At 69.2% G+C, this 22,809-nt stretch carries 17 protein-coding genes and 1 pseudogene; 11 read left to right on the plus strand and 7 right to left on the minus strand.

Annotated features, from left to right (window positions below; translation table 11 throughout):
• Positions 1 to 31 precede the first annotated feature (31 nt).
• Genes H4W80_RS12980 through H4W80_RS12990 form a run of 3 tightly spaced genes read right to left on the minus strand, consistent with a single transcriptional unit; the run spans position 32 to position 6,476 of the window.
• The gene (locus H4W80_RS12980) at positions 32 to 3,319 is read right to left on the minus strand and encodes a glycoside hydrolase family 38 N-terminal domain-containing protein (RefSeq protein ID WP_192785327.1); all 3,288 of its coding nucleotides are present in this window, start codon (positions 3,317 to 3,319) and stop codon (positions 32 to 34) included.
• On the minus strand, positions 3,316 to 4,821 hold the full coding sequence (locus tag H4W80_RS12985) for an FAD-dependent oxidoreductase (RefSeq protein WP_192785328.1): 1,506 nt from the start codon (positions 4,819 to 4,821) through the stop codon (positions 3,316 to 3,318). Before H4W80_RS12985 ends, H4W80_RS12980 begins: the two co-directional genes overlap by 4 nt.
• An 8-nt stretch (positions 4,822 to 4,829) precedes the next feature.
• Entirely contained in the window at positions 4,830 to 6,476 is a 1,647-nt protein-coding gene (locus tag H4W80_RS12990; protein ID WP_192785329.1) for an FAD-dependent oxidoreductase, read from the minus strand.
• A gap of 142 nt (positions 6,477 to 6,618) precedes the next feature.
• Here H4W80_RS12990 and H4W80_RS12995 point away from each other — a divergent pair, with 142 nt between their 5' ends.
• On the plus strand, positions 6,619 to 7,677 hold the full coding sequence (locus H4W80_RS12995; protein ID WP_225963401.1) for a LacI family DNA-binding transcriptional regulator: 1,059 nt from the start codon (positions 6,619 to 6,621) through the stop codon (positions 7,675 to 7,677).
• 617 nt (positions 7,678 to 8,294) lie between these two features.
• Entirely contained in the window at positions 8,295 to 8,750 is a 456-nt protein-coding gene (locus tag H4W80_RS13000; RefSeq protein WP_192785331.1) for a DEAD/DEAH box helicase, read from the plus strand.
• A gap of 245 nt (positions 8,751 to 8,995) precedes the next feature.
• On the opposite strand, the gene H4W80_RS13005 is transcribed toward H4W80_RS13000, so the two are convergent.
• Both H4W80_RS13005 and H4W80_RS13010 read right to left on the minus strand, forming a co-directional pair.
• Positions 8,996 to 9,973, minus strand: a complete 978-nt coding sequence (locus H4W80_RS13005) for a hypothetical protein (RefSeq protein WP_192785332.1) — start codon at positions 9,971 to 9,973, stop codon at positions 8,996 to 8,998.
• A gap of 150 nt (positions 9,974 to 10,123) precedes the next feature.
• Positions 10,124 to 11,360, minus strand: a pseudogene (locus H4W80_RS13010) (IS30 family transposase).
• 104 nt (positions 11,361 to 11,464) lie between these two features.
• On the opposite strand from H4W80_RS13010, the gene H4W80_RS13015 reads away from it, so the two are divergent.
• Both H4W80_RS13015 and H4W80_RS13020 read left to right on the plus strand, forming a co-directional pair.
• Positions 11,465 to 12,382, plus strand: coding sequence for a sulfotransferase domain-containing protein (locus tag H4W80_RS13015; RefSeq protein WP_318786841.1), 918 nt, complete (start codon positions 11,465 to 11,467; stop codon positions 12,380 to 12,382).
• A 75-nt stretch (positions 12,383 to 12,457) separates the two neighbouring features.
• Positions 12,458 to 13,274, plus strand: a protein-coding gene (locus H4W80_RS13020) for an IS5 family transposase (RefSeq protein ID WP_225963403.1) whose coding sequence is annotated in 2 segments (ribosomal slippage) — positions 12,458 to 13,009 and positions 13,011 to 13,274 — 816 coding nt in all. Because the reading frame shifts where the segments join, the coding sequence is not laid out codon by codon here.
• A gap of 71 nt (positions 13,275 to 13,345) precedes the next feature.
• Here H4W80_RS13020 and H4W80_RS13025 read toward each other — a convergent pair.
• Positions 13,346 to 14,560: a WD40 repeat domain-containing protein gene (locus tag H4W80_RS13025; protein ID WP_192785334.1), complete on the minus strand. Its 1,215-nt coding sequence runs from the start codon at positions 14,558 to 14,560 to the stop codon at positions 13,346 to 13,348.
• Between the two features lie 724 nt (positions 14,561 to 15,284).
• Between H4W80_RS13025 and H4W80_RS13030 the strand changes: the two genes are divergently transcribed.
• From H4W80_RS13030 to H4W80_RS13050, 5 genes are all read left to right on the plus strand, one after another.
• Positions 15,285 to 15,938: a C39 family peptidase gene (locus H4W80_RS13030; protein ID WP_192785335.1), complete on the plus strand. Its 654-nt coding sequence runs from the start codon at positions 15,285 to 15,287 to the stop codon at positions 15,936 to 15,938.
• Positions 15,939 to 15,954: 16 nt separating this feature from the next.
• Positions 15,955 to 16,539, plus strand: coding sequence for a hypothetical protein (locus tag H4W80_RS13035; protein WP_192785336.1), 585 nt, complete (start codon positions 15,955 to 15,957; stop codon positions 16,537 to 16,539).
• Positions 16,540 to 17,036: 497 nt separating this feature from the next.
• Positions 17,037 to 17,360, plus strand: a complete 324-nt coding sequence (locus tag H4W80_RS13040) for a hypothetical protein (RefSeq protein ID WP_192785337.1) — start codon at positions 17,037 to 17,039, stop codon at positions 17,358 to 17,360.
• Positions 17,361 to 17,884: 524 nt separating this feature from the next.
• On the plus strand, positions 17,885 to 18,049 hold the full coding sequence (locus H4W80_RS13045; protein ID WP_192794442.1) for a hypothetical protein: 165 nt from the start codon (positions 17,885 to 17,887) through the stop codon (positions 18,047 to 18,049).
• 69 nt (positions 18,050 to 18,118) lie between these two features.
• Positions 18,119 to 20,206 carry an ISAzo13 family transposase gene (locus tag H4W80_RS13050; RefSeq protein WP_192785338.1) on the plus strand — a complete coding sequence of 696 codons (2,088 nt, stop codon included), beginning with the start codon at positions 18,119 to 18,121 and terminating at the stop codon, positions 20,204 to 20,206.
• 128 nt (positions 20,207 to 20,334) lie between these two features.
• On the opposite strand, the gene H4W80_RS13055 is transcribed toward H4W80_RS13050, so the two are convergent.
• Positions 20,335 to 21,321, minus strand: a complete 987-nt coding sequence (locus tag H4W80_RS13055) for an alpha/beta fold hydrolase (RefSeq protein ID WP_192785339.1) — start codon at positions 21,319 to 21,321, stop codon at positions 20,335 to 20,337.
• A gap of 141 nt (positions 21,322 to 21,462) precedes the next feature.
• Here H4W80_RS13055 and H4W80_RS13060 point away from each other — a divergent pair, with 141 nt between their 5' ends.
• Positions 21,463 to 22,113 carry a helix-turn-helix domain-containing protein gene (locus H4W80_RS13060; RefSeq protein ID WP_192785340.1) on the plus strand — a complete coding sequence of 217 codons (651 nt, stop codon included), beginning with the start codon at positions 21,463 to 21,465 and terminating at the stop codon, positions 22,111 to 22,113.
• Positions 22,114 to 22,347: 234 nt separating this feature from the next.
• Positions 22,348 to 22,485, plus strand: a complete 138-nt coding sequence (locus tag H4W80_RS13065; protein WP_192785341.1) for a hypothetical protein — start codon at positions 22,348 to 22,350, stop codon at positions 22,483 to 22,485.
• The last annotated feature ends 324 nt before the right edge of the window (positions 22,486 to 22,809 follow it).

The raw sequence follows: 22,809 nt of genomic DNA on the forward strand, positions 1-22,809 counted from the left end.
TCTCAGAAGAGCTTCGGTGTGGTGACGGCTCTTAGAAGAGCTTCAGTGTGGTGACGGCCCAGGGGCCGAGGCGGACGTGGCCGGCGGGGCCGTCGAGCTCGCCGAGCTCCGTCTCGTCGGCGCGGCACAGCACGATCCGGCCGGGGTGGCGCAGGCGTACCTCGCCGCCCTGGCCCGACAGGTCCTGGAGGCGGAGGAGCAGTCCGGTGCGGTCGCGCGGCTCGGCCACGGTCGCGGCGACCCAGTCGGGCAGGCCGAGGTCGAGCAGGCTCGCGGCGGGGGCGTCGAGCGGGCGGGGCTCGGTGCCGAACTTGTCGAGCCTGGTCACCTCCGACACCATGCGCGCCGCGCGTACCTCGCGGCCCAGCCGGCCGGCGGCCACCGGGTCGAAGGCGGGCAGGGGGCGGAAGGCGTAGCGGAGGGTCAGGGTGCCGTCCTGCTCGGGCGGGGTGTTGGTGGGCCAGTAGTTGTTCATGACCCACGAGTAGAGTGCGCCGCTCGCGGGAGCGAAGCGCTCGGGCCAGGCGCCGCGCACGATGTCCCCGGCGGTGAACAGCGGCGCGTCGGCCGAGGTCCACGCCACGGCGCCGGCGGATGAGGAGACGACCACGCCGTATTGGGTGGTGAACCACTCCTGGCAGGCGCCGGGTGCGTGGTCAGCGGCGGGGTCGATCCAGCCCTGCTGGCGGTCGTAGCGGAAGCGGGGGTCCTCATGCGTGAACGGGAAGACGACGTAGACCGACTCCTTGGCGGGCTCGCGCTCCTTCTCCAGGCGTACCAGCACGTCCACGCGGTCGTCGGCGTCCCTGAGCAGGACGTCCACCTCGACGTGCGGCAGGCTGGGCGCGCTGCCCACCGCCCGCAGCCGCCACCCGTCGTACGTGCGGCGCAGCCCGACCGGGCGCATGGCCGCCGGGAAGACGCCCAGCTCGGGCGGGTCGGCGTGCGGGCGGCGGCCGTCCAGGGAGGTACGCGGTGCGGGCGGGTGGTGGTGCGGCTCGCCGCTGTGCCCGGTGACGACGCGGGTGGACGGGCCGTTGCGGACGTACAGGACCTGGCCGAGGGGTCCGTCGAGCAGGGGGCGGCCGGTGGGCCGGTGAGTGAGGGCGAGCATCGCTCCGGTCTCGGGGGCGAGTTCGGCCTCCCACCGGGGGGTGAGCAGGCGGGGCGGCACCGGCTGCCAGCTCTCCTCGTGCGAGAACCGGGTCGCGCGGCGGCCGTCCTCCTCCCCCGGTGCGAGCGTGGCCGGGTCGGGGAGCGGGATCGTTCGGTAGCCGAAGGCGGGCACGTCGGCCACCGTCATCCGGTAGCGGCGCAGCCCGCCGCAGTCGGACAGCACCTCGGCGGGCAGCGGGGGCGACGCGGTGGACTCGTACTCGACCTCCACGTCTCTCGTCCAGCTCAGCGCGTTGTGCACGAGCAGCGTGGGGCCCTGCGTCGTGACCAGCTCGCCGAGCTGGCTCAGCGCCCGGCGGCCCTCGTCCACGGCGGTGCGCAGGGCGGTGTGCACCTGGTGGCGCTTCCAGTCGAGCTGGTCGCCGACCTGTTCGCCGTGGGGGTGCGCGAGCGCGTGCGACCAGGTCCAGGTGTGCTCGGCGCCGAACAACGCGCCTTCCCAGGCGGCGTCCAGCGCCTTGCGGTGGGGGCGGTAGGCCGGCTCGGCCCGCGCGACCAGGGCGCCAAGCCCTTCGACGGCGGGCAGCGCGCTCTGTGCCCGCCGGTGCTCGGCGACCACGGTGGCGCCGGTGCCGACGCCGTCCTCCCAGTAGCTGCCGCCGTCGCCGCGCCACACCGGCAGCCGGTCGGCCAGGGGGCGGACCGCGTCCAGGTAGCCGGCCATGGTGGAGACGACGATGCGGGGGTGGGCGTAGACGGCGTTCCAGCGGGCGGCGAAGCCGGCGTCGCCGTCGGCGAGGTCCTCGTTGTCGGCGTGGGTGCCGATGATCGCCAGGTCGTGCGGCAGGTAGTCGGGGCGTTCGTAGCGGGCCAGCAGGCGGCACAGGGAGTGGGCGCCGCCTTCGACGGTCTGCGGGTCGCCCACCATGAACCGCAGCTGGGAGTAGGTGTCGGAGAAGTGGGTGAGCACGCGTGAGCCGTCCACGCCCTCCCACATGACGGGGCTGAGCAGGTGCTGCCGGTCGCTGTCGGCGTTGCCGCCGCGGTGGTGGTTCTCGATGCCGACGAAGCCGTCGATGCCGAGCGCGGCCAGGATCGACGGCACGGCCGCGCTGTAGGAGGGCACATCGGTGAGGTTGGCGTACGTGACCGGCACGCCGTACTCGTCGCGCAGCCGCGCGGCCAGGTAGGCGGCCCGGTAGATCTCCTCCAGCGAGGCCACCCCCGACAGGAAGAGGCTGTGGAAGGCATTGACCGCGATGCGGCCGTCGCGCAGCGCCTGGAGCACGCGCCCGGCGCTCTTGTCCGAGCGGGTGGCCAGGTACTCGGCCAGCACCAGCGAGCCGTCCACGGAGAAGGCGAAGCCGGGGTCGCGGTCCAGGGCGGCCACCGCCCGGTCGAGGTTGCGGCTGTGCAGCTCCAGCACCTTGCCCTGGCTGTCGGTGTAGCCGACGTCGAGGTGCACGTGCGGGATGAGGTGCAACGTCCACGTGCGGGCCGGGGTGAGGGTGAACGTCACGGGGTCGCCGCCGTCCACCGTCACCTCGGCCGGGCCGCGCGCCTCGGGGACGGGGAAACGGACGCGGGCCTGGCCGAAGTCGCGTCCAGGCAGGTCGAAGGCGTGCGTACGGCCGGCGAGGCGGACCTGCGCGCGGCGGGCGGGCAGGGGCACGGTGAGTTCGACCAGCTCGCGCCCGTCGTGCAGGTAGAGCGGCGTGACCCGGAGCGTGGGCGAGGGCTGCGGTGCGGTCGCGGCTTCGAGAGTGATCGAGCGCCAGGTGATGCCGCTGCCGAAGTGGTGCCCGAACTGCTCACGGTGCCTGGTCGGCCCGCCGGAGGGGATCGTGACGGGGCCCGTGGCGGCCTCGCGGTCCAGGGTCGTGGTGATGGCCAGGACGTGATCGCCCGGCGGGAGCATGGAGCCGGGGATCGGCACGTCAAGCCGGACCTCGCCGGCGATGGGGCCGTGCCGGTAGACCTCGGTGCGGTCGTCGCGCCGCACCTCGGGGTGGACGAGCCCCCGGTGCGCGCCGTCTATTTCGAGCTCCAGGTCGGGACAGGGGCCGTGGCCGGCCGTGAACTCCAGCCGCAGCGACCACCGCTCGCGGGCCTCGCCCACGTGCAGCGGCAGCTCGATCCGGTGCGGCCGCCTGCCTGCGGCGGCGTCGAGCGGGCCGGGCTGGAACGGCGGGTCGGGGATCATGTCGCGGGCTCCAGCTCCGGCAGGGAGAGCACGCTGCCGTGTTCCTCCAGGGCGGCGGCGAGGTCGGGGTAGCGGTAGTCCTGCACGGCCCGCCCGGTGCGCAGGGACTGGGCGGCCAGCTCGCCGGCGGCCTCGCCGAGCATGCCGTAGTTCGGCTCCATGCGGGCCGACAGGCAGGCGACGTGGCTGGCGGAGAAGCAGACGGGGACGGCCACGTTCTCGACGCCGCCGCGGGCGGGGAAAAGGCACTCGGCGGGGATCTGGTAGAGGTCGGCCGGCTCGTTGTACTCGGTGCCGCTGGGCGGCCCCTCCCCCGCGATCGTGTGCTCGCCCTCCGGGTAGAGCTGGACGATGTGGCAGTCGATGCCGTACTTCCAGCAGCACACCGGGGTCGCCTTCGTGTTGCCGGGGATGCGCAGGTCGTGCTGGGTGAGGACGTACTGGCCGATCATGCGGCGGCCCTCGCGGACGTACAGGGCGTGCGGGAATCCGGCGCCGTACGGGCTGTCGGTGAACTCGTCGGCCGGCAGCCCGAACGCCCGTGTGTCGGCCCTGAACGGCTCCGGCAGCGACGGGTCGTGGGCCAGCCAGTACAGCATGCCCTGGTGCCAGCGCACGTGCTCGGCGATGACCTCCTCGCGCCTTGCCCACGTGCCGTCCGGGTAGTCCCACGACGCGCCCGGCAGGTCGAAGCCGATGAACAGCGCCTGGTTGGTCTGGTACTTGTCGCCGGGCGGCAACAGGGCCGTGTGCGTGACGATGTCCGACAGGCCCGCGATGCCACGCCGCCTGATGAGCTGGCCGAGCAGCCCGTACAGGGTCGGGTCGTATCCCTCGGGCTTGGGGAAGGGCAGCCGGTCGTGGGCCTTGGACAGCACGCCGCGGAAGTTGTACGCCTGGGTCTTGGCGTCGCCTTCGCCGGGCGGCTCCGACGGGGGTGGGCCCACCGGGTAGCCGACGTTGGGCGAGAACTCGCTGCGGCGCAGCGCCCGGTGCGGCAGCACGCCGGCGAACGGCTCGTCGTAGCGAGAGCGTGGCTCGCGCCCGTACGTGTACGGCACCCCGGCGGCGGCCATCAGGTCGCCCTCGTAGGAGGCGTCGATGAAGAAGCGTGCCCGCCGGCCGAGCACCGCCTGGATGCGGCGGCCCTTCGTCTGGACGTCGGCCGGGCCGTGGATGCGGGCGCCGGTCACCACCTGCGTGTCAGCCTCGGCGAGCAGCCGCCGGGCGACCCGTTCGGCGACCTTGGGCTCGAAGCGGTAGCGGGGCTCCGCGGTGCCGTACTCGTGGCCGACGCCGCCGAAGAAGCGGTCACGGGTGAGCCCGGCCAGAGCCTCGATGACGTTGGGCGGGTCGCTCTTGACCAGTCCGCCTGCGACGATGCCGCCCACGTGCCCGGTCGGCTCCAGGATCAGGCTGCTCAGCCCGCGCAGGTGCAGCCGCAGCGCGGCCATGATGCCGGCGAGCGTCGCGCCGTAGATGACGACGTCGTGCTGGTCCATTGACGGCCTCATGCGCGCCGCTCGGGCAGGACGTAGGTGGGGGTGGCGTTCTTGCGGGCTTGGGAGGGGCGCATGACGGCGATCTCCTCCGGCCAGGCCACCGGGACACCGAGCGTGCCGGTGAGCAGCCGCTGCAGGTCCTCGGTCAGGGTCGTGGAGTCGGCCACGGCGTGCGGCTCGGTGCCGCGGCTCAGGCAGAGCGCCGACAGCGCGCCGACGGCCTCGCCGATGCTCCACTCCACCGGGTGCAGCCGGTAGCTGCCGTTGGTGATGTGGGTGGTGCCGATGTTCTTGTTGGCCGGCAGCAGGTTCCGCATCCGGACCGGGACGAGCGCGCCCAGTGGGAGCTGGAACGGGTAGACCTCCAGGTTGACGTAGTTGATGCCGGCCGTGCTCGGGTGCAGGTCGATGTTGTAGTGGCCGACGCCCACCGAGTCGGCGAACCGCTCGGCCCCCGCGCCCTCGGGCCGATCCACGACCGCGATGTGCTGCTCCAGCACCGTGAAGCGGGCCTTGATGCGGCGCGACTCGCGGATGTAGGCGGCCTTCGCCATCCCGTCGGCCGTGCCGGTCAGGTCGGGCCGCAGCCGCAGGCCCGGGTAGCCGTGCCCGCCGTCCGGCCGTGGCGCCTCGGTCTGCATCCAGTGCAGGTACGACAGCGACAGCTCCTTGCACCGCTGCAGTGCCTTCTCCCGGTCGGCTCCGGGGCCGAGCAGCGGCGCCTCCCAGTAGTCGATGTTGGGCCAGTTCACCAGCGTGATGTCGGTGTCGATGACGCCGCGGTCGAACTGGGTGCGGGCCCTGATGCGGCGGAAGTGCCACAGGTCGGCCAGGCTCACGGCGTCCATGTCGCCTTCGAAGATCCGGTTGACCCGGCCCTTCATGGTGTGGATGTCGATCTTCTCCCAGGAGAGCTGGGGGCCCGGCCAGAAGGGGTCGACGTGGGTCTTCCAGTGGTCATAGGAGGCGGGCTTGTCGACGACGTGCTCCTCGCCGGGCCGGTACTCCAGCGGGAAGCACCAGGTGATCGCCTGCTGGTCCATGGGGTCGGCCACCGGGGCGGCGAACGGCTCGCCGGTCTCGTCCTGGGACTCGGCGCCGATGACGTGCTCGGTGCCGGTGAGCTCCAGCAGGTCGCCCAGCTCGGTGGCGTCGGCGACCAGCGGGGCGGCGACCGTGGTCAGCTCGCCGGTCCGGGTGCCGCGCAGGGTCACGGAGGTCACCCGGTCGCCGTCCGTCTCGGCGCTGACGGGGACGGTGTCGAGCAGGACGGTGATCCGGCCCGCGGAGACGTACGGCATGAGCATCTCCTCCAGGGCCGCCAGCGCCACCCGCGGCTCCACGCAGAGCTTGCTCACGTTGCCCAGGCCGGGGTTGAGCACCTCCTGCGCCGCCACCTCGGGCAGCAGCGGGTAATTGCGCCGGTAGTAGCCACGGATGCGGTCACGCAGCTCCCGGTAGCCGGATGAGACGTGCGGCGTCTCGATCCACGGATGCTCGTCCGACGGCACGGCCTGGGAGGTGAGCTGGCCGCCCAGCCAGTCCGTCTCCTCGGTCAGCAGCACCCGGTGGCCCAGGCGGGCCGCCGTCAGCGCGGCCGCCACTCCCCCAAGACCGCCACCCACCACCAGCAGATCAACCTTCAGTTCAGTCATTGCTAATTTATTAGCTTTCTCTGCGCCAGGCCGTCAGGTTTCACACATGTTAAGCCGCGGCCAAATCCGGCTGTCAATAGCTGATAGGAATGCAAATATCAGCACTGGACAGCCCGGCTATTACTAATGCAGAATCGGGGGCATGTCGCGATCAAGGGGGAGAGGGCCCAGCCAAGCGGACATCGCACGGGAGGCGGGCGTGTCGCAGTCGACCGTCTCGATGGTGCTGACCGGCTCGGGCGACCTCGGCCGCATCTCGGCCGAGACACAGCGCAAGGTGCTCAGGGCCGCCAGGCAGCTCAAATACGTCTCGGCGGGCCAGCAACGCGCGGCGGCAGGAGCGCGGCAGGCGCCGCTGCTGCTCGGCGTGCACACGTTCGAGCCGATCTTCCCGACCAGCGCCAGGGACTACTACTTCGAGTTCCTGCAGGGCATCGAGGAGCAGGCGGGGATTGAGGGCTGCAACCTCGTCCTGTTCACCGCGGCGCCCAACGAGGACGGCGTGCGCCGCATCTACAGCGGCTCCACGAACGGTCTGCGCCAGGCCAACGGCAGCCTGCTGCTCGGCCACCACACCCACCGCGAGGACCTGGCCAAGCTGGCCGCAGACCGGCACCCGTTCGTCTACATCGGCCACCGCGAGGTGCCCGGCACGGAGATCTCCTACGTCGGCGGCGACTATCGGGCCGCCACCGGGCGGATCGTGGACGACCTGGTCGGCCTCGGCCACCGCACCTTCGCCTACCTCGGCGAGGCCAAGCGTGACGAGCCGCAGACCGACCGCTGGGAGGGCTTCCGCGCCGCGCTGGAGCGCTTCGGGCTGCCCGTGCCCGAGCCCGTCTTCGCCCGTCCCGACGACCTGACCGCCCAGTGGCTGGACCGGATCGTCCGCGACGGCGCCACCGCCGTCCTCGTCGAGGCGGTCAGCCTGATCCGCGTCCTGGTCGCCATGGCCAGGCTGCGCGGCCTGGAGATCCCGGGCGACCTGTCCCTGGTCCTGCTCGTGGACGACCCCGGCGGCGAGTCCGGCCTCGACCCGCTCGCCACGCTGCGCATTCCCCGCAACGCCATGGGCCGCCGCGCGGTCAACCTCCTGACCTCTCAGATCACCGACCCCGCCGGCGACTACGAACGCCAGATCCTGCTGCCGTGCACGCACACGCTCGCCGGAACCGTGGCGCCTCCCCGCGGATCGGCGTAGCGGCCAGGACGGCGCTGTCGCGGCTGAGCAGCCCGCCCAGGTCAGCGGCGTCGCCCGGTGGGCCCCGCGCGCCCACCACGTCCCGGGGCACTTCCCGTCACGGCGCCCTGTCGGACCGTGCCGCCCGGTGGGTTGCCCATCAGGCTGATATGGGCTCGCGATTCGGCGACACGCTGCAGCACAGTCCGCTACAGCGAACACTTACTACTTAACCTGGAAAAACGAAATCACGGAAGGTCATAGATCGCCAGTGTGGGCGCACCCATGCGACCTGGAACGGCGTCCCGCGGTGGCACGCGTTCAAGCTTGACCCTGCGGGTTACGGGAACGACGGGGAGGCCATGACGAGTGCATCGCCGCACATAGAACATCGGAGCCGAGCGCGCCGAGTTCCTTCTCGCGCTACGCGACGAAACGCCCGCAGCATTTCTCGCTGCACGCCAGCTTCAACGCCATGACCGATGCGGTGCTCGGTAACACCTACGACCTGCCCGCATCGGCGTTCGCCGCCTTCGACCGGTCTCCGGCTCAGCAGATCGTCCGCTTCGGCGGCGGCCTCCCTCGAGGCGCTGTTTTCCTCGCTACCGGCCGATCCATCGGCCCCGCAGGAGCTGTGGGTGCGGCAGGCCGAAGTACTGCGGGCCTACCACCGCGACTACCTCATGTGCCAGGACGTGGCGATCGAGTTGCCAACCGGCGCGGGCAAGACGCTGGTCGGCGGCTTGATCGCGGAGTGGCGGCGGCGTCAGCACGGCGAGCGGGTAGCGTACCTGACGCCGACCAAACAACTGGCGCGCCAAGCCGCTGAGCGCGCCCGTTCCTACGGAATTTCCGTGTGTCTCCTGACCGGTCGCCACACCACATGGGATCCGGCCGAGCGGGCGCGTTTCCAACAAGGGCAGGCGGTGGCCTTCGCCGCTTACAGCAGTGTCTTCAACTCCAACCCCAAGTTGGAGGCCCAGACGCTGATCCTCGATGACGCGCACGCGGCCGAGGGCGCGGTCGCCGCCAACTGGAGCGTGTCGATCCCGCGCCAGTGGAGGCGCATTCGAGGGGTCGTCGCAACACGATGATCACTTACTAGCGGCAGCTAGCCTAGCGAGTCGGCTGGGTTTCCATATTCCCGAGTTGCGGGGCATACGGGAACCCGAAGCCAGGGGATCGCCAACGTGGGTGACATGAAGCCGACCGAAACCAGACCGGTCCGGTAGTCTCGGCTGATGGCGAAGATCTTGGTCACGGGGATGTCGGGCACCGGCAAGTCCACGGCGTTGGTGTAGAGGTCCAGCTCGATCACACCATCCGAGCCCTGCAGGCTTCACCCGCCGGGCTCAGCGCCGGTCATCTGGGTTTTTCCGTGCCGGGCCAGCAGCGGGAGGGCGGCGAGTTGGACGAGGGCGGCGGCGCCGAGGAGGCCGGTGGTGACCTCCTCCCGCCAGCCGGGGAGGTGCTCGGAGAAGCCTGACTGCTCGTTGCTGTACATCTGCAGGTTGCCCAATGCCACGAGAAGCAGCGTCAACAGGTAGACGACCGTGAACACTCCGACGATCAGCAGGGAGCGCGGACGAAGGCCGTGCCTACGCAGGAGGATCCCGTGCAGGGCCAGACCGGCGGCCGGCACGACGGCGAAGGCGCACACCTGCAACATGATGTCCAGCGCGAAGTCGGCCTCCCAGAAGGACCCGGGAGGGGCTGTGGCGCGGGCGATCCGGTCGGACACGAGGTTGGCCGCGGCGAAGGCCAGGAGGAACGCCAACGGGAGCAGGAGGAGCCACGTGCTCCAGGGGGAAGGCGGAAGGACCGCGTCCCGGCGCACGATGCCGCGCACTGCGAGGAGTTGGGCGATCGCGGCGGCGGCGAGGATCAAGCCGAGCAGCGGCAGGTACCACGGCGGCGACAGCGCGCCCATGTCGAAGGGCATCGTGGCGTATCCGCCCAACGGGCCGGGAAACAGCTCGTCGTAGCCGGTGACCGGGTTCAGGACGTAGACGACCGGCATCGCGGCCATGTAGGCGGCGCTCAGGAAGCCCGTCCCGAGCACGAGGCCCGCCGGTCGGCGGCTCAATCCGAACTCGACGAGGCCGAACAGTAGGGCGGCGGCGATGAAGCAGGCCCCGAGCAGGGCGATGCGCCCCTGGGCGAAGGGGATGAAGGCGGCGATCGCCTGGGGCACCACGTCCTCGTTCACCTTGACGGGGGCGGCGGGAAGGCGCCCGTTCACATCGCGGACGGCGAGAAAGTTGACGACGACCACGACGAGCCCGAACGGCAGTGGAAACCATGTCAGCTTGCCCATAACTGTTCGATGATCGCATGTGTTGATCGGTGCAAGTCGAACCCGGCGCTCCGCGCACTGGGCGAGTGTACGCCCGGGCGGAACCGCTCGTGGCCGACCGTGTCCATCCGGGCTTTAGCAGCCTCCACACGTTGGTTCCGAGACTCTCGGTCAAGCGCGGACTGCCAGAAGCTCTGCGAGGCGTTCAGCCGGGGTGTCCCAGCCGAGCGTCTTTCGTGGCCTAGCGTTCAACTCGGCGGCGACGGCGTCGAGGTGCTCGCGGGTGTGGACCGACAGGTCGCTGCCCTTGGGGAAGTACTGGCGCAGCAGGCCGTTGATGCTCAATAGGTGTTCTCATTGGAGCCGCGCTGCCAGGGGCTGGCCGGGTCGCAGAAGTAGACGGGCATGTCGGTGGCGATGGAGACCTCGTGGTGGCGGCCCATCTCGCTGCCCTGGTCCCAGGTCAGGGAGCGCTTGAGATGGGCGGGCAGCGTGGCCATGGTCTCCACCAGGGCGTCGCGCATGCGCTCGGCGCTGCGGTCGATGGGGAGGTGGACGAGCATCACGTAGCGCGTCGTGCGCTCGACGAGGGTGCCGATGGCTGAGGTGTGGTTCTTGCCGATAATGCAATCACCTTCCCAGTGGCCGGGAACGGCCCGGTCGTCAGCCTCAGCGGGCCGCTCGCTGATCATCACCATGGGCGCGCGGTAGCGGGGCTGGCGCTTGTGGGCCAGGCGGCGCGGCTTGCGCATGGCGCGATCGGTGCGCAATGCCTTGGTCAGCTCGCGGTGCAGCTCCCCGCGACCCTGAACGTAGAGCGCCTGGTAGATGGTCTCGTGGCACACATGCATCGCCGGCCGGTCAGGGAAGCTCCTGCGCAGGCTCTGGGAGATCTGCTCGGGACTCCAGCGCTTGGTCAGGTGGTCCTGGATGAAGGCCCGTAACTCCGGGTTCTGCCCGACCTTGCTGGGTTTAGGGCGGGGCCGGCGCGCGTCGGCGCGGGCCTGGGCCGCGTGCGGCCGGTACTGACCGCCTGTGGGGTGCCGGTTGCGGCGGATCTCCCGGCTGATGGTCGAGGGTGCACGACCCAGCTCGCGCGCGATCTCCCGGATCGACACCTTCTCCCGCACCCTGTCGGCGATGTAGATCCGCTCGTCCTCCCGCAGGTTTCGGGACGCGTCCGAAGGGGGCACCGTCGGTCGTCTGGCCGGCGGTGCCCCCTTCTCTTTTGCCTTGTTCGGTGCCGAGCCGTTCCGCCACCGCTTTCCGGTTCTGATGTTGATCCGACGATCCGGCACGCTTCGCGGCTGCTGAATCCTTGATCCATAAGCCGGAAGTATGCCTCCCGCTCACGGGTCAGCTTCTTCGGGCCTTGCCGCTCTCGGCTTGCCCTGATCTCGAAGTCCATCGCACTCCCCAAGCAGGGGTGTTGCGACGACCGCTAGAACGGAAGTGTCGTGCGGTGAATCATCTGGGCCTCACGGGATCAGATCCGCTGCAAGGATGACGGCCGTGCGCCGCTACGAGACGAGTATGTACGACAGCAACCGCTGGGACGGCTTCGAGCTCCGCCCCGGCGACATCATCATCAGCACCCCGCCAAAGTGCGGGACGACGTGGACGCAGATGATCTGCGCCCTGCTCATACTGCAGGAACCGGAGCTCCCGTTCCCGTTGGACACGCTCTCGCCGTGGATCGACATGGTGACTCGCGCCCGCACAGACGTGTTCGCGGACCTGGAAGCCCAGACGCACCGCCGGTTCATCAAGACCCACACGCCGCTCGACGGGATACCCAACGATCCGACGGTCACGTACATCTGCGTCGGGCGGGACCCGCGCGACGTGGGGCTGTCGATCGACCGCCATATCGACAACACCGACATCGGCGCGTTCCTCAGCCAACGCAAACGGGCGGCCGCGATCGACGGTATCGAGCTCGGACCATTGCGGCCACCGCGGCCGCGCCCCGACGGCGAGCGGGACCGCTTCTGGCAGTGGGTCGACGACGAGACGCCATCGACGCAGGTCGGGTCGTCGCTGCGGCGCACTGTAGAGCACCTGCAGACGTTCCGGGACGCCGCCGACGATCTCGACGTCGTGTACTTGCACTACGACGACCTAAAGGCCGACCTGGAGGGGCAGATGCGGCAGATGGCCGCGCGCCTCGGCATCGACGTCGACGAGCACCGATGGCCCCGCCTGGTCCAGGCGGCGACGTTCGAGTCGATGCGCAGCAAGTCCGACACGACCGTCCCCGCCGGCGGTCCGGAGCACTGGATCGATCCCGCCGCGTTCTTCAGCCGCGGTACGAGCGGCCAGTGGCGCGACCTCCTCGACGACGCCGACCTCGCCCGGTACGCCGCGCGCGTGCGGGCGCTCGCGTCCGACGATCTCGTCGAGTGGATACATCGCGAGCCGATCGACTGAGTGCGTGTTTGAGAAGATCGTTCATGTTCGGCGTGGCAGTGTGACGACGAGCGCTGGTGTCGTCAGGGTGGCCGGATGCCCCCTGATCGCTACCCTTCAGATCTGACCGACGCGCAGTGGGAGCTGATCGAGCCCTTACTGCCCGAGCCGGACACCGGCGGACGTCCCGAGAAGCATCCGCGCAGGGAGATCGTCAATGCCATCCTGTACGTGGTCCGCTCGGGCTGCCCTTGGCGGTACCTACCCACCGACCTACCGCCCTGGCAGACCGTGTACTGGTACTTCCAGCAGTGGGAACAGGCCGGCGTCACCGAAGCGCTGCTGACCGAGTTGCGCATCAAAGCCCGCCGCCAGGCCGACCGCGCCGACGAGCCGTCGGCGGGCATCATCGACTCCCAAAGCGTCAAGGGCGCCGACACCGTCGGCCGCGACAGCCGCGGCTACGACGCGGGCAAGAAGGTCAACGGCCGCAAGCGGTTCATCATCACCGACACCACCGGTCTGCTCGTCACGGTCGCCGTCATGGCCGCGAGCTGGCAAGACCGCGACGGCGCCAAGACCGCTCTGCTGTCGGCCTACCTGACCACCCCGATCCGGCACGTCTTCGGGCTTCGCGGGACGGCTGGTGGACTGGGCCCGCGACACTCTGCACACCACTCTGGAGATCGTGCCCAAGCCTGCTGACCAGCGCGGCTTCAGCGTCATCTCCCGCCGTTGGGTGGTGGAGAGGACGCTGGCCTGGCTGACCGCCTGCCGACGATTGGCTCGTGACTATGAACGCGACCCTGCCGTCTCCGAGGCGATCATCCGCTGGGCTGCCATCGCTGGCATGACCCGCCGCATCGCCCGAGGGGGACCCGCTCGACGTCAGCCCCGCTACGTCTGCGACTGAGGCTGCTCGTCCATCTCAAGCACGCACTCAGAAATGGCTCTTCCCAGGAAGTAGGCGTCAGTGATGGGTGCTCAGGCGAGACTCCACACCCGGATCGTGGTGTCGAGGCTGCCGGAGACGACGACGGGGGTGCCGTCCTCGCGTGTGCCCACAGCCAGAGCGCTGATGTCGTCGGTGTGGCCGGTGAAGGGGCCGCCAAGGGGTCGGCCGGTATCGAGGTTGCGCACCACCACGTTGCGGTCGTTGCCACCTGAGACGATGACCGGGGTGCCGTCACCGTCTTTGGTTGTCACGACGAAGGGGTGGTGGGCGTTTCCTTCATGCGTCAGGGGCTCCCCGAGGGGCCGGCCCGACTCCAGGCTCCAGATGCGCAGCGTCGCTGGTGGGCTTCCCTCGTCCAGAGGGAAGTTCGGGACTTCTGCCGAGATCATGACGCGCTGTCCATCGCTGCGCTCCGCGATCGCCATCCCGTACACCATGCAGGTGAAGCAGGTGTTGAGAGGCTTGCCGATGGGTTTACGCGTGTCAAGGTTCCAGATCCGTATCCTTGAGTCGGTGCTGCCGGTCACAAAGACGGGCTTCCCATCGGCGCGCTTGGTGACCTCAATGTCCATGACGCCGGAATAGTGACCCCACCACGGCTTGCCGATGAGCTTGCCGGTGTTCAGGTTCCACATGTGGAGCGCCACCGTTTTGCGGCCCTCGCCGCTGGAGATGATGACCGGCGTCCCGTCACTTCGCTTCCCGACGGCGACCGCGTGGACGAGCGCGTGCCCGGTTCTGAGCGGTTTGCCCAAGGGTTTGCCGGTGTCGAGGTTCCACATCCGTACGGTGCCGTCCTCACCGCCGGATACGATGACAGGGGTGCCGTCGCTGCGCTTACCGATCGCTACGTCGTACGCAGGCCGGTGATGGCCGGTGATGGGCCTGCCGAGCGGCTTGCCCGTGTCGAGGTTCCACACCCGCAGCGTCTTGTCGAAGCTGGCAGAGACGATGACTCGGGTGCCGTCGCTGCGCTCGCCGATCGCGAGCGCGCTGATGCCGCGTGTGTGGCCCTTCAACGGTCCGCGCAGCTCACTTCCGAAGGGCGGAGCCTCTGCAGGGAGTGCAGGCCTGGCAGGATGGCCAGCGAGGGCGACCGGCGTCGCCATCACCACGGGCGTGTGCCAGCACGTGCCTGCTACCAGGAGACCCAGCGCGACCGCCAGCGTTCCGGCACCCGTCCTTACTGCACGTCGCGCCATCTCCTCGTCCTTCCAGGCGTTCTGTCCCATGATCGTGATCACGGGCAGGCGTCACTGTAGCGGCCGGGATCCTTGTTCCGGAAGAGCTACGGATGCAACCTCCTGCTCAACGCACCAACGCCTCTCGTCACGGCGTCACGCCAAACATAAATACTCTTCTCAAACACTCTCTGAGATCCCCGTCCGGCGGTATACCCGCACTATCCAAAGCTGATCGTCAGCGCCGCCCGCCGCCCATAACTGCCGATCCGCGCTCGGGACCAACATCAGAGGTCTGCGCCTCAACCGACGCCGGATTCGGCGATCGGGGAAGGGTGGCAGCGCGCCCTCGCCTGGCGCCAAGCTGCTGCGCCAGTGGCCGGATGAGGCCACGAGGGTGGTGACGATTACGGCAGTCCACTCGGAGGCTGATGGGACGGGAGTGGCAGAGCCGAAGCGATCTGCCCTATGCGACCAGGCCGAGGCTTGGGTGCTTTCGACCCGGACCTCGCGGTTTGCGCCGAGGAGACGAGTCCGTGCGGGGCGCTGCTGGTCGTGGCTGAGCGGAAGGCCAAGACGTAAGGGGCAGCCGCAATTGAAAATGTGAGCCCCACTCTGTTTGTTTCGGTCCAACCTGACAGATCGCGATCATTGCGAGCGCAGTTGCGCTCTCTTAACGTCAGCGGCATGGGCCCTCCCGGGCCGGCCAGGAGGCGCAAGACGGTGACGACGTAACTCCCGCGTAGCGAAGGGATGGCATCGCATGTCACAACCAGACGAGAGCGTAATGATCAAGAGTCTCGGCTCCACATACTGGAGCTGGCGTCAATACCAGGAAAAGACATACTGGTGTTGGAACGCGACAACGATCAGCATCGCGAACTTCTACGCCAACGCGCGAGCATGGACCCAGTGCGGGTTCGCCACCGCGGTCCTCAACAGGAAAGACTCCCGGCTCGCCGCCCAGCAACCGTTCCAGTGCTGCCCGGACGGCGCGTTACGCGGGGACTGCAACCAGGGCTGGTGGCCGGATGCCGGGCCGCTGCAGCAAGCCGGGGTTTACGTCCCGGCCCCCGACGATGCAAGGAATTGCCTCGACTGGGTGGAGGCACCCGGGTGGGTGCAGATCAGAAGGTTCCCGGCGTTGACGAAGAACGAGGTCAAGGCGGAGATAGACGCCGGACGCCCGATCATGATGAACATCGGCTGGGGTGGCGGCCTCTCCGGCCACATCGTCAACATCTGGGGGTACAGCTACCGCCCGGAGACCGGTGAACTGGTGCACGTCTGGGTGCATGACCCGTGGCAGGGCACGCACGGGACATACGCGGGCCAGGAGAACGATCCCATCATGTGGGTCGCGTGGGAGACGCTCTTCGGCGGCTATCCGGGCGGCCCGAACGGCACCTGGAACAGGACCTTCAAGACTCGGCGAAACTAGCCACAGGGAGCATGCAATGCCGTTGAACATGCCTGAACCGCCGGGACGGATTCGGGAGGAAACACGCTCCCATCTCGGCCTGATCGCCAGAGCCAGCGGGGAGGGCCCGAAACTGCTGGGCGAGGTCTCCCCGGATGACGTGGAGGTGTCCACCCCCCACCGGGTGTTCGCCCTGCTCGTCAAAGACATCGAGGCCGGCGGCCGCCTGGAGGTGGCGCAGCCGGTGGGCTGGCGATTCCTGCTGGAGTCCGGCGGCAAGGTGCTCGCCGGCGCCGAGGTCGCCGAAACGCCGGACCGCACCTTCCCGCCAACGTTCTACAGAAGCTCATCCGTCGGAGCGACCGCGACCGCGGTTAGAGCCGCACGAGCCCTGCCGCAGCTCGAAATGGCAGGGTTCGATCTCCGGCTCCTGCAAATCCCCGAGCTCTACCAGACCGCCCTATGGTTGCACTCACCCAATACCGACCTGCTCATACCGCTGGCACCCTCCCCGATCGGGCACGAGGGCCAGGTCACACCACCACCGGTGTTCTTCCGGGAACTCGCCGTCCGTGCCCAGGAGTACAGAGGCCACCAGCCCCGCGACCGGGAGCCGACCTGACGCCATCCGCTCGCTCTCTCTGGAGATGATCGCAAAGAACCGCCGGTCGGCGTGAGCTGCTCGGGAAGCGGAGGCGACTTCATCGCCCCCGCTTCCAAGGCCGTGGTGCCCGCCACCGTCCGGTCGGGGCTCGACCCGGCCAGCCGAACCGGGCCTTTGGCTTGAGGATCTTCTGCGGCGGTCCTCCTCCGGTTCGGCTGCGACCCCGGAACCCTGGCGAGTCTCGTTCAGCGCCTCGATGACCGCGCGCACCCGGTATAGGGTGCGGCTACGCCTCTGTTCGCGGTCCTGCACGCGGGCCTCGATCGCATCCCGGTACTGGCTGATCGTCTTACCGTCCACACCCAGCAGTCGCGCGGGCGGCCGCGCTCAAGCTCGTCGCCACGGCGTTGTAGATGTCGGCGGGCATACGGCCCTGGCCGAGCCCTGATACGTCCACCACCTGAATTAGTGCCGCATCAGGCAATGTTTTGCCCCGTTTCGGTCATACTGCTCGTGTGATCGTCAGAATCGCGGCGGAGCAAGACTTTCCCGGCTTTCTTGGCCTGGCAGCCCAGGTGGAGCACTGGTTTGGTCCGATGGTTGAGGATCCGGGCTTCCACCACCACCTGCACAACAACATTCGCCGTTCGACGGCGCTCGTCGCGGTTTCCTCGGATCCCGGTCTGCTCGGCGGGCTGTTCTTCGGGGCCGACCACCCGGGTGCCGTTGCCAGCGGTGCGCGCGCCTTCTACGAGCGTCTCGGTTTCACCCCGGCCGAGGCCGCCGATCCGGGTCCGGAAGGCGGTTCCCGGCAGGTCTATCGTCTAGCCGTCATCTGATGATTCAGGCGACGTTGGCCCTGGCGACAACCTTGCGCAGGCGTTCATCGGCGGTGTGCTTGTTCCGCCAGATGATGTAGCGGCGGATCATGCTGCCCTGTTCCTTGTGACTGGCATGGTCGGTGCCGTCGAGAGTGAAGTAGCGCAGGGCGGTGAACTGGGCCTCGATGCGATTCAGTCAGGAGGAGTTGGTCGGGGTGTAGGCGATCTCGACGTTGTTGGATTGGGCCACGGTGTACAGGCGGTCGGGCTCAAGCTGGACGGGTGCGCGGCCCTGATGGGTGGCGACGAACGCAGCCTGCTTTATCTGGGGTCGTCAAGCTAAGTAGCTGGTCAGCCGCATGAGGGCCAGTAAAGGCATGTCAGGCAAAGTGAATTGGCCCGCCCTGCCGCACCGAGGTGTGAGTTGGCCGGCAGGTCCACCGCTGCCCTTTGTCGAGCAGAGCCCTCACCAGCACATTTGACCTCAACTTAGGTTGAGCTGATGGGCTGTCCGCGTCTGCCTCCGGGTCAGCGTCGTGCTGGTGGCGATGTCCATCTCGGGAACCGCGGTGGCGCTGCCGAGCATCGGCCGGGACCTCGACGCGTCCGGGTCCCTGCTGCACCGGGTCGTCGCCGGATACAACCTGGCCTTCGCGGCCATGACGCTCGTCGCGGGCCCGCATCCCCGTCGCGATCGAGTCACATAGCGTTACTGACGCTTCGAAGTCGTCAAGAAATAAAGCGTCGCTTTCCGATCATGGACTCGTTGAAGTGGTATGGCGATCTCCAACGAGGTTCACGAGCAGCTCGCGGCACGGTGTGAGGTGTTGCTGCCGCATCTCAACGAGCGTCAGCGGCGCCTGCTGCTGGCTCAGGAAGCGCGGTTGCTTGGGCATGGCGGGGTTCGGCTCGTGGCGGCCGTGGCAGGAGTATCGGAGACGACGGTTCGCGCCGGGGTGGCGGAGCTGGAAGCGGGCGAGGGGCCTCTGCCCGATGGCCGTGTGCGACGGGCCGGAGGCGGCCGCAAGCTGGCCGAAGCTCTCGATCCCGACCTGATCGCCGCCCTGTTGACACTGGTAGAGCCGGACGAGCGCGGCGATCCGACCTCACCACTGCGCTGGACGACCAAGTCGCTGCGGAACCTGGCCGAGGAACTGACCCGGCAGGGCCATCCTGTCTCCGCACCGACGGTGGGCCGGCTGTTACGCGGCCAGGGCTTCAGCCTTCAGGCGAACGCCAAGACCCTGGAGGGCGCCCAACATCCTGATCGCGATGCCCAGTTCCGGTATCTCAACGAGCAAGTCAAGCAGCACCAGGCGGCCGGCCAGCCGGTGATCAGCATCGACGCCAAGAAGAAGGAGCAGCTCGGACAGTTGCCGAACCTGGGGCGGCAGTGGCGCCCGAAGGGCGATCCGGTGCGGGTGGAGGACCACAGCTTCTACTTCATCGGCCCGGACGTTGAGGTGGCCATCCCGTTCGGCATCTACGACTTGACCCGCGATTCCGGCTGGGTGAACGTGGGCACCGACCATGACACCTCGGTCTTCGCGGTGGAGTCGATCCGCCGCTGGTGGCGCGCACGCGGACACCTCGACTACCCCGGCGCCGGCCGCTTGCTGATCACCGCGGACTGCGGCGGCTCCAACAGCTACCGCTACCGGCTCTGGAAGGCCGAGCTGGCGGCGTTCGCCGCCGAGACCGGCCTGACAGTGACCGTCTGCCACTTCCCGCCGGGCACCTCCAAGTGGAACAAGATCGAGCACCGGCTGTTCTCCCACATCACCCTCAACTGGCGCGGCAGGCCACTGACCAGCCACGAAGTCGTGGTGAACAGCATCGCGGCCACCCGCACCCGCACCGGGCTGCGCGTGCATGCCGAGCTGGACACCGGTGCCTACCCGACCGGAATTTCCGTCAGCCGCGACTACCTGTGCCTACTCCCGATCACCGCCCATGAGCACCGGGGAACCTGGAACTACACCATCGCGCCCACCGGTCCAGGCAGCACCGCCCTGAGCACCGACGAGCGCGAACAGTCCCGCACCCGCACCTTGGCCATGCTGGCCGATCCCCGGCTGACCGGCATGACCAGCGAAGAATTGGATGCCTTGTGCCGTCTTCTGGCACCCGCGCAAGCGGCCCAGGCCGAGCAGCGCAAGTTCCAGACACGCGGCCGCCGACGTCTCAAGGCTCCGGGCAACCACGGCCGGCCTCTGCTGACCCATGCCGACCGTGTCCTGGTCACCGTCATCTACCTGCGTCAGGTCTGCCCGCAGAAAGTCCTGGCCGCTCTGCTCGGCACCAACGCTGTCACCATCGGCGAGGCGATCCGGGAAACCCGTGCCCTCATGGACGAACAGAAGATCACGCTGGGCCAGACGACGCACTACTTCTCCCAGGCCCAAGACCTGCGTGACTGGCTCGACCACGGCGCGGTCACCAGTCAGATGCACATCTTCCAGGCGCTGACTCACCCACAGCTGACCGGCATGCCTCGCCAGGACTTCCACGCCCTGGCCGAACGGCTCACCATTCCCTACCAGGCTCTCCTCGAACAGCGCCGCCACCATCGCCGCGGCGGCGACCGACGACCGGGAACGCGCCGTGGCGTCTTCCCGCAGAAGATCACCGATGTCGACCGCATTCTGGCCACCGTCCTGGCCCAGCGCCACCTTTGCAGTCAACAGACCCTGGCCGATCTGTTCGGCGTCAGCCGGGGCACCATCCGCAACGCCGTCGATGACGTCCTTCCCCTGCTCAAACAGGAGGGGTATCTGCCCGAACCAGCCACCCGTCACTTCGCCACGGCTGCAGACGTTCTTGCGTTCGTCACCGGTGTTTCCGTCGACGAAACGCCAGATTGAATTTTCACAACTCCTTCTTGCCGCGCAGCGCTGTCATGAACTTGACGTTCAACAGGATTTTCACTCCGGCGGGCAAGCACCTGGCCACCAAGATGTGGTGCGTGCTGGACGCGGCCGGCCCGCCTGGTTCAGCCCCGGAGGGTGGCGAGCCAGCCGGTCAACAGGCGGTTGACCTCCTCGGGGCGCTCCTGCTGGATCCAGTGGCCGCAGCCGTCCAAGAGGTGGGAGGCCGACAGGCCGGGAAGGGTGGTGGGGTAGGCGTCGATGGCGTCGGACATCCAGGTGGTGGAGGCGTCCAGGGCGCCGCCGATGAACAGGGACGGCTGTTTGATCGGGGCTCCGCGGTGCGGGACGAGCTCTTCCCAGTCTCGGCCCATGTTGCGGTAGCGGTTGAGTGCGCCGGTGATCCCGGTGCGCTCGAACTCCCCGGCGTAGACGTCGAGGTCGTCCTCGCTCAGCCAAGCCGGGAGGACCCCCGTGGGGAAGCGGTCGCGCAGCCGGCCGCCGTGGGTGACGAAGTGCGGGTCGGGCTCGCCCGGGGCAGGCATGGTGTCGGCGGAGAGGGCCGCGTAGAAGCCCGCGAGCCAGCCCCGGACGTCGGGCTCGATCTCCGCCTCGGCGCGGCCGGGCTCCTGGAAGTAGGAGACGTAGAACTCCTGCTCGAGGCCGCCGATCTGGGCGAAGATCTCGCTGGGGCGGGGGCCGCCGGGCGGTGCGTAGGGGACGCTCAGCAGGCCGACGGCGCGGAAGACCTCGGGGTGGAGCAGGGCCGAGGCGGCGGCGATGCTGGAGCCCCAGTCGTGGCCGACGACCACCGCGTTCTCCTCGCCGAGAGCGCGCACGACGGCGAGGTTGTCCTCCACCAGATCGAGCATCCGGTAGGCGTCGATCGCCTCCGGCTTGGAGGAGCGGCCGTAACCGCGCACGTCGATCGCCACCGCGCGGTGGCCGGCCGCGGCCAGGGCCGGGAGCTGGCGGCGCCAGGAGTACCAGGACTCGGGGAAGCCGTGCACGAGCAGGACCAGCGGGCCGGTGCCCTGCTCGACCAGGTGCAGGCGCCCGGCCGGGGCCTCGACGGTGCGGTGGCGGAGCTCGGCGGTCGGCTCGGGCTGCATGGGCTTCTCCTCGGTTCGCGGGCGGGCGCGGCTACCCATCGATCCTGCTGCGCGGCACCCGCCCGACGCGACCAGCCTTGCCATTCTGGCAAACTCACAGGACAGAGCGGTGGAGCGGTACGGCAAGAAGGAGCGGGCAAGGTGGCAGCCGACGACGTGGACGGCACGCTGGCCGCGATGGGGCCCCGGTTGCGGGCCGCGCGCGAGCACCACGGCGCGACGCTCGCCGGTGTCAGCTGCGCGACCGGCATCTCGACCAGCACGCTGTCCCGGATCGAGACCGGCCGGCGCAAGCCCACCCTGGAGGTGCTGCTGCAGCTGTCGAAGGAGTACGGCGTCTCCCTGGACGAGCTGGCCAGCACGGCACCCGCCCCCGCGGCCGAGCCGCGCGCCAGGGCGCCGCTGAGCTTCGGGGATGACAAGGCGGTGCTGCCGTTGACCCGGTACGTCGGCGGCCTGCACGCCCACAAGCACGTCCTGCCCGCCCTCGAGGACCCGCCCGCGCGGCCCCGTCAGGTCTCCCACGACGGCCACGAGTGGCTGTGCGTCCTGTACGGGCGGCTGTGGCTCGCGCTCGGCGACCAAGACCTCATCCTGACCGCCGGGGACGTCGCCGAGTTCGACACCCGCATCCCGCACGGGCTGGCGAACGCCGGACTCGGCGGACCGGTGGAATATCTGATCATGTTCGGACCGCAGGGCGAGCGCCTACGGCTGCGCACCCCTCCAGCCGCCGGTCGCGGGAGCCGCCGGCCGAATCGTGCCGAGGCCGGCCGCGAGGCGCAGCCGTAGGCTCCGGAACCGCTCCGGCACGACAGCGAAACCGCGACTTGCGCGCAGGTTCGCGGCCAAGGACCGCGTCGGCCGGGCCACCCCTTCCTTTCCGATCGCCCAGCGGCGGGACCATCAGAAATGGTTTGAGGGCCGCCAGTATCTCCTCAGGTGCCTCTTCGGCCGGATAGTGGCCGCAGCCGGGGATGATCACGCTTTCCACGTCGTCGGCGGGTGACGATTGCCCGGTAGCCGGTGATCACTCCTGCCGCGTTCGTCCGGCTGGGCAACGCCGGCGTGCGGGTGTATGCCGGGGGCAAACAGGACTGGGCCGAGGCCGGGCTGGTCTTCGAGGGAGGCCGCGCGGCCGCCGCGGTAGGGGGATCGGTGTGAGAGGGCGGGCAGGGCGTGCCGCTGGCGAGCGTCGGTCTGCTTGTCGGTGCAGTGCCGCAGGGTGGATGAGGTCAGCCACGTCCGGCGTCCGCGGGGTGGCCGCTGGTGAAGGCGCGGGCGATGAGCAGGGCCCGGCGCGCACCGGTGGGGGCGCGCGCCGTCAGCATGGCGCCGCACTCCCCCTCCGCCCCCACCGGGTCACCCCAGAGGTCGCGCCCTAGGGGTGTTCCGCAAGTCCCGGCCGTGGTTATCGTCAAATGCGTCAATCCCCCGCACGCATCTTTATCACGGGGATCTCATGGGGGCGGCCGATTCGCCCGTCCG

The sequence above is a fragment of the Nonomuraea angiospora genome (assembly GCF_014873145.1).
GTDB classification, from domain to species: Bacteria; Actinomycetota; Actinomycetes; order Streptosporangiales; family Streptosporangiaceae; genus Nonomuraea; species Nonomuraea angiospora.

Excerpts from the sequence above, each read along its gene's own strand:
- H4W80_RS13030 (WP_192785335.1), top strand. The coding sequence starts at position 15,285 with ATGATCAAGAGTCTCGGCTCCACATACTGGAGCTGGCGTCAATACCAG.
- H4W80_RS12985 (WP_192785328.1), bottom strand. The coding sequence starts at position 4,821 with ATGGACCAGCACGACGTCGTCATCTACGGCGCGACGCTCGCCGGCATC.
- H4W80_RS13055 (WP_192785339.1), bottom strand. The coding sequence starts at position 21,321 with ATGCAGCCCGAGCCGACCGCCGAGCTCCGCCACCGCACCGTCGAGGCC.
- H4W80_RS12990 (WP_192785329.1), bottom strand. The coding sequence starts at position 6,476 with ATGACTGAACTGAAGGTTGATCTGCTGGTGGTGGGTGGCGGTCTTGGG.
- H4W80_RS13050 (WP_192785338.1), top strand. The coding sequence starts at position 18,119 with ATGGCGATCTCCAACGAGGTTCACGAGCAGCTCGCGGCACGGTGTGAG.
- H4W80_RS12995 (WP_225963401.1), top strand. The coding sequence starts at position 6,619 with ATGTCGCGATCAAGGGGGAGAGGGCCCAGCCAAGCGGACATCGCACGG.
- H4W80_RS13005 (WP_192785332.1), bottom strand. The coding sequence starts at position 9,973 with ATGGGCAAGCTGACATGGTTTCCACTGCCGTTCGGGCTCGTCGTGGTC.
- H4W80_RS12980 (WP_192785327.1), bottom strand. The coding sequence starts at position 3,319 with ATGATCCCCGACCCGCCGTTCCAGCCCGGCCCGCTCGACGCCGCCGCA.
- H4W80_RS13035 (WP_192785336.1), top strand. The coding sequence starts at position 15,955 with ATGCCGTTGAACATGCCTGAACCGCCGGGACGGATTCGGGAGGAAACA.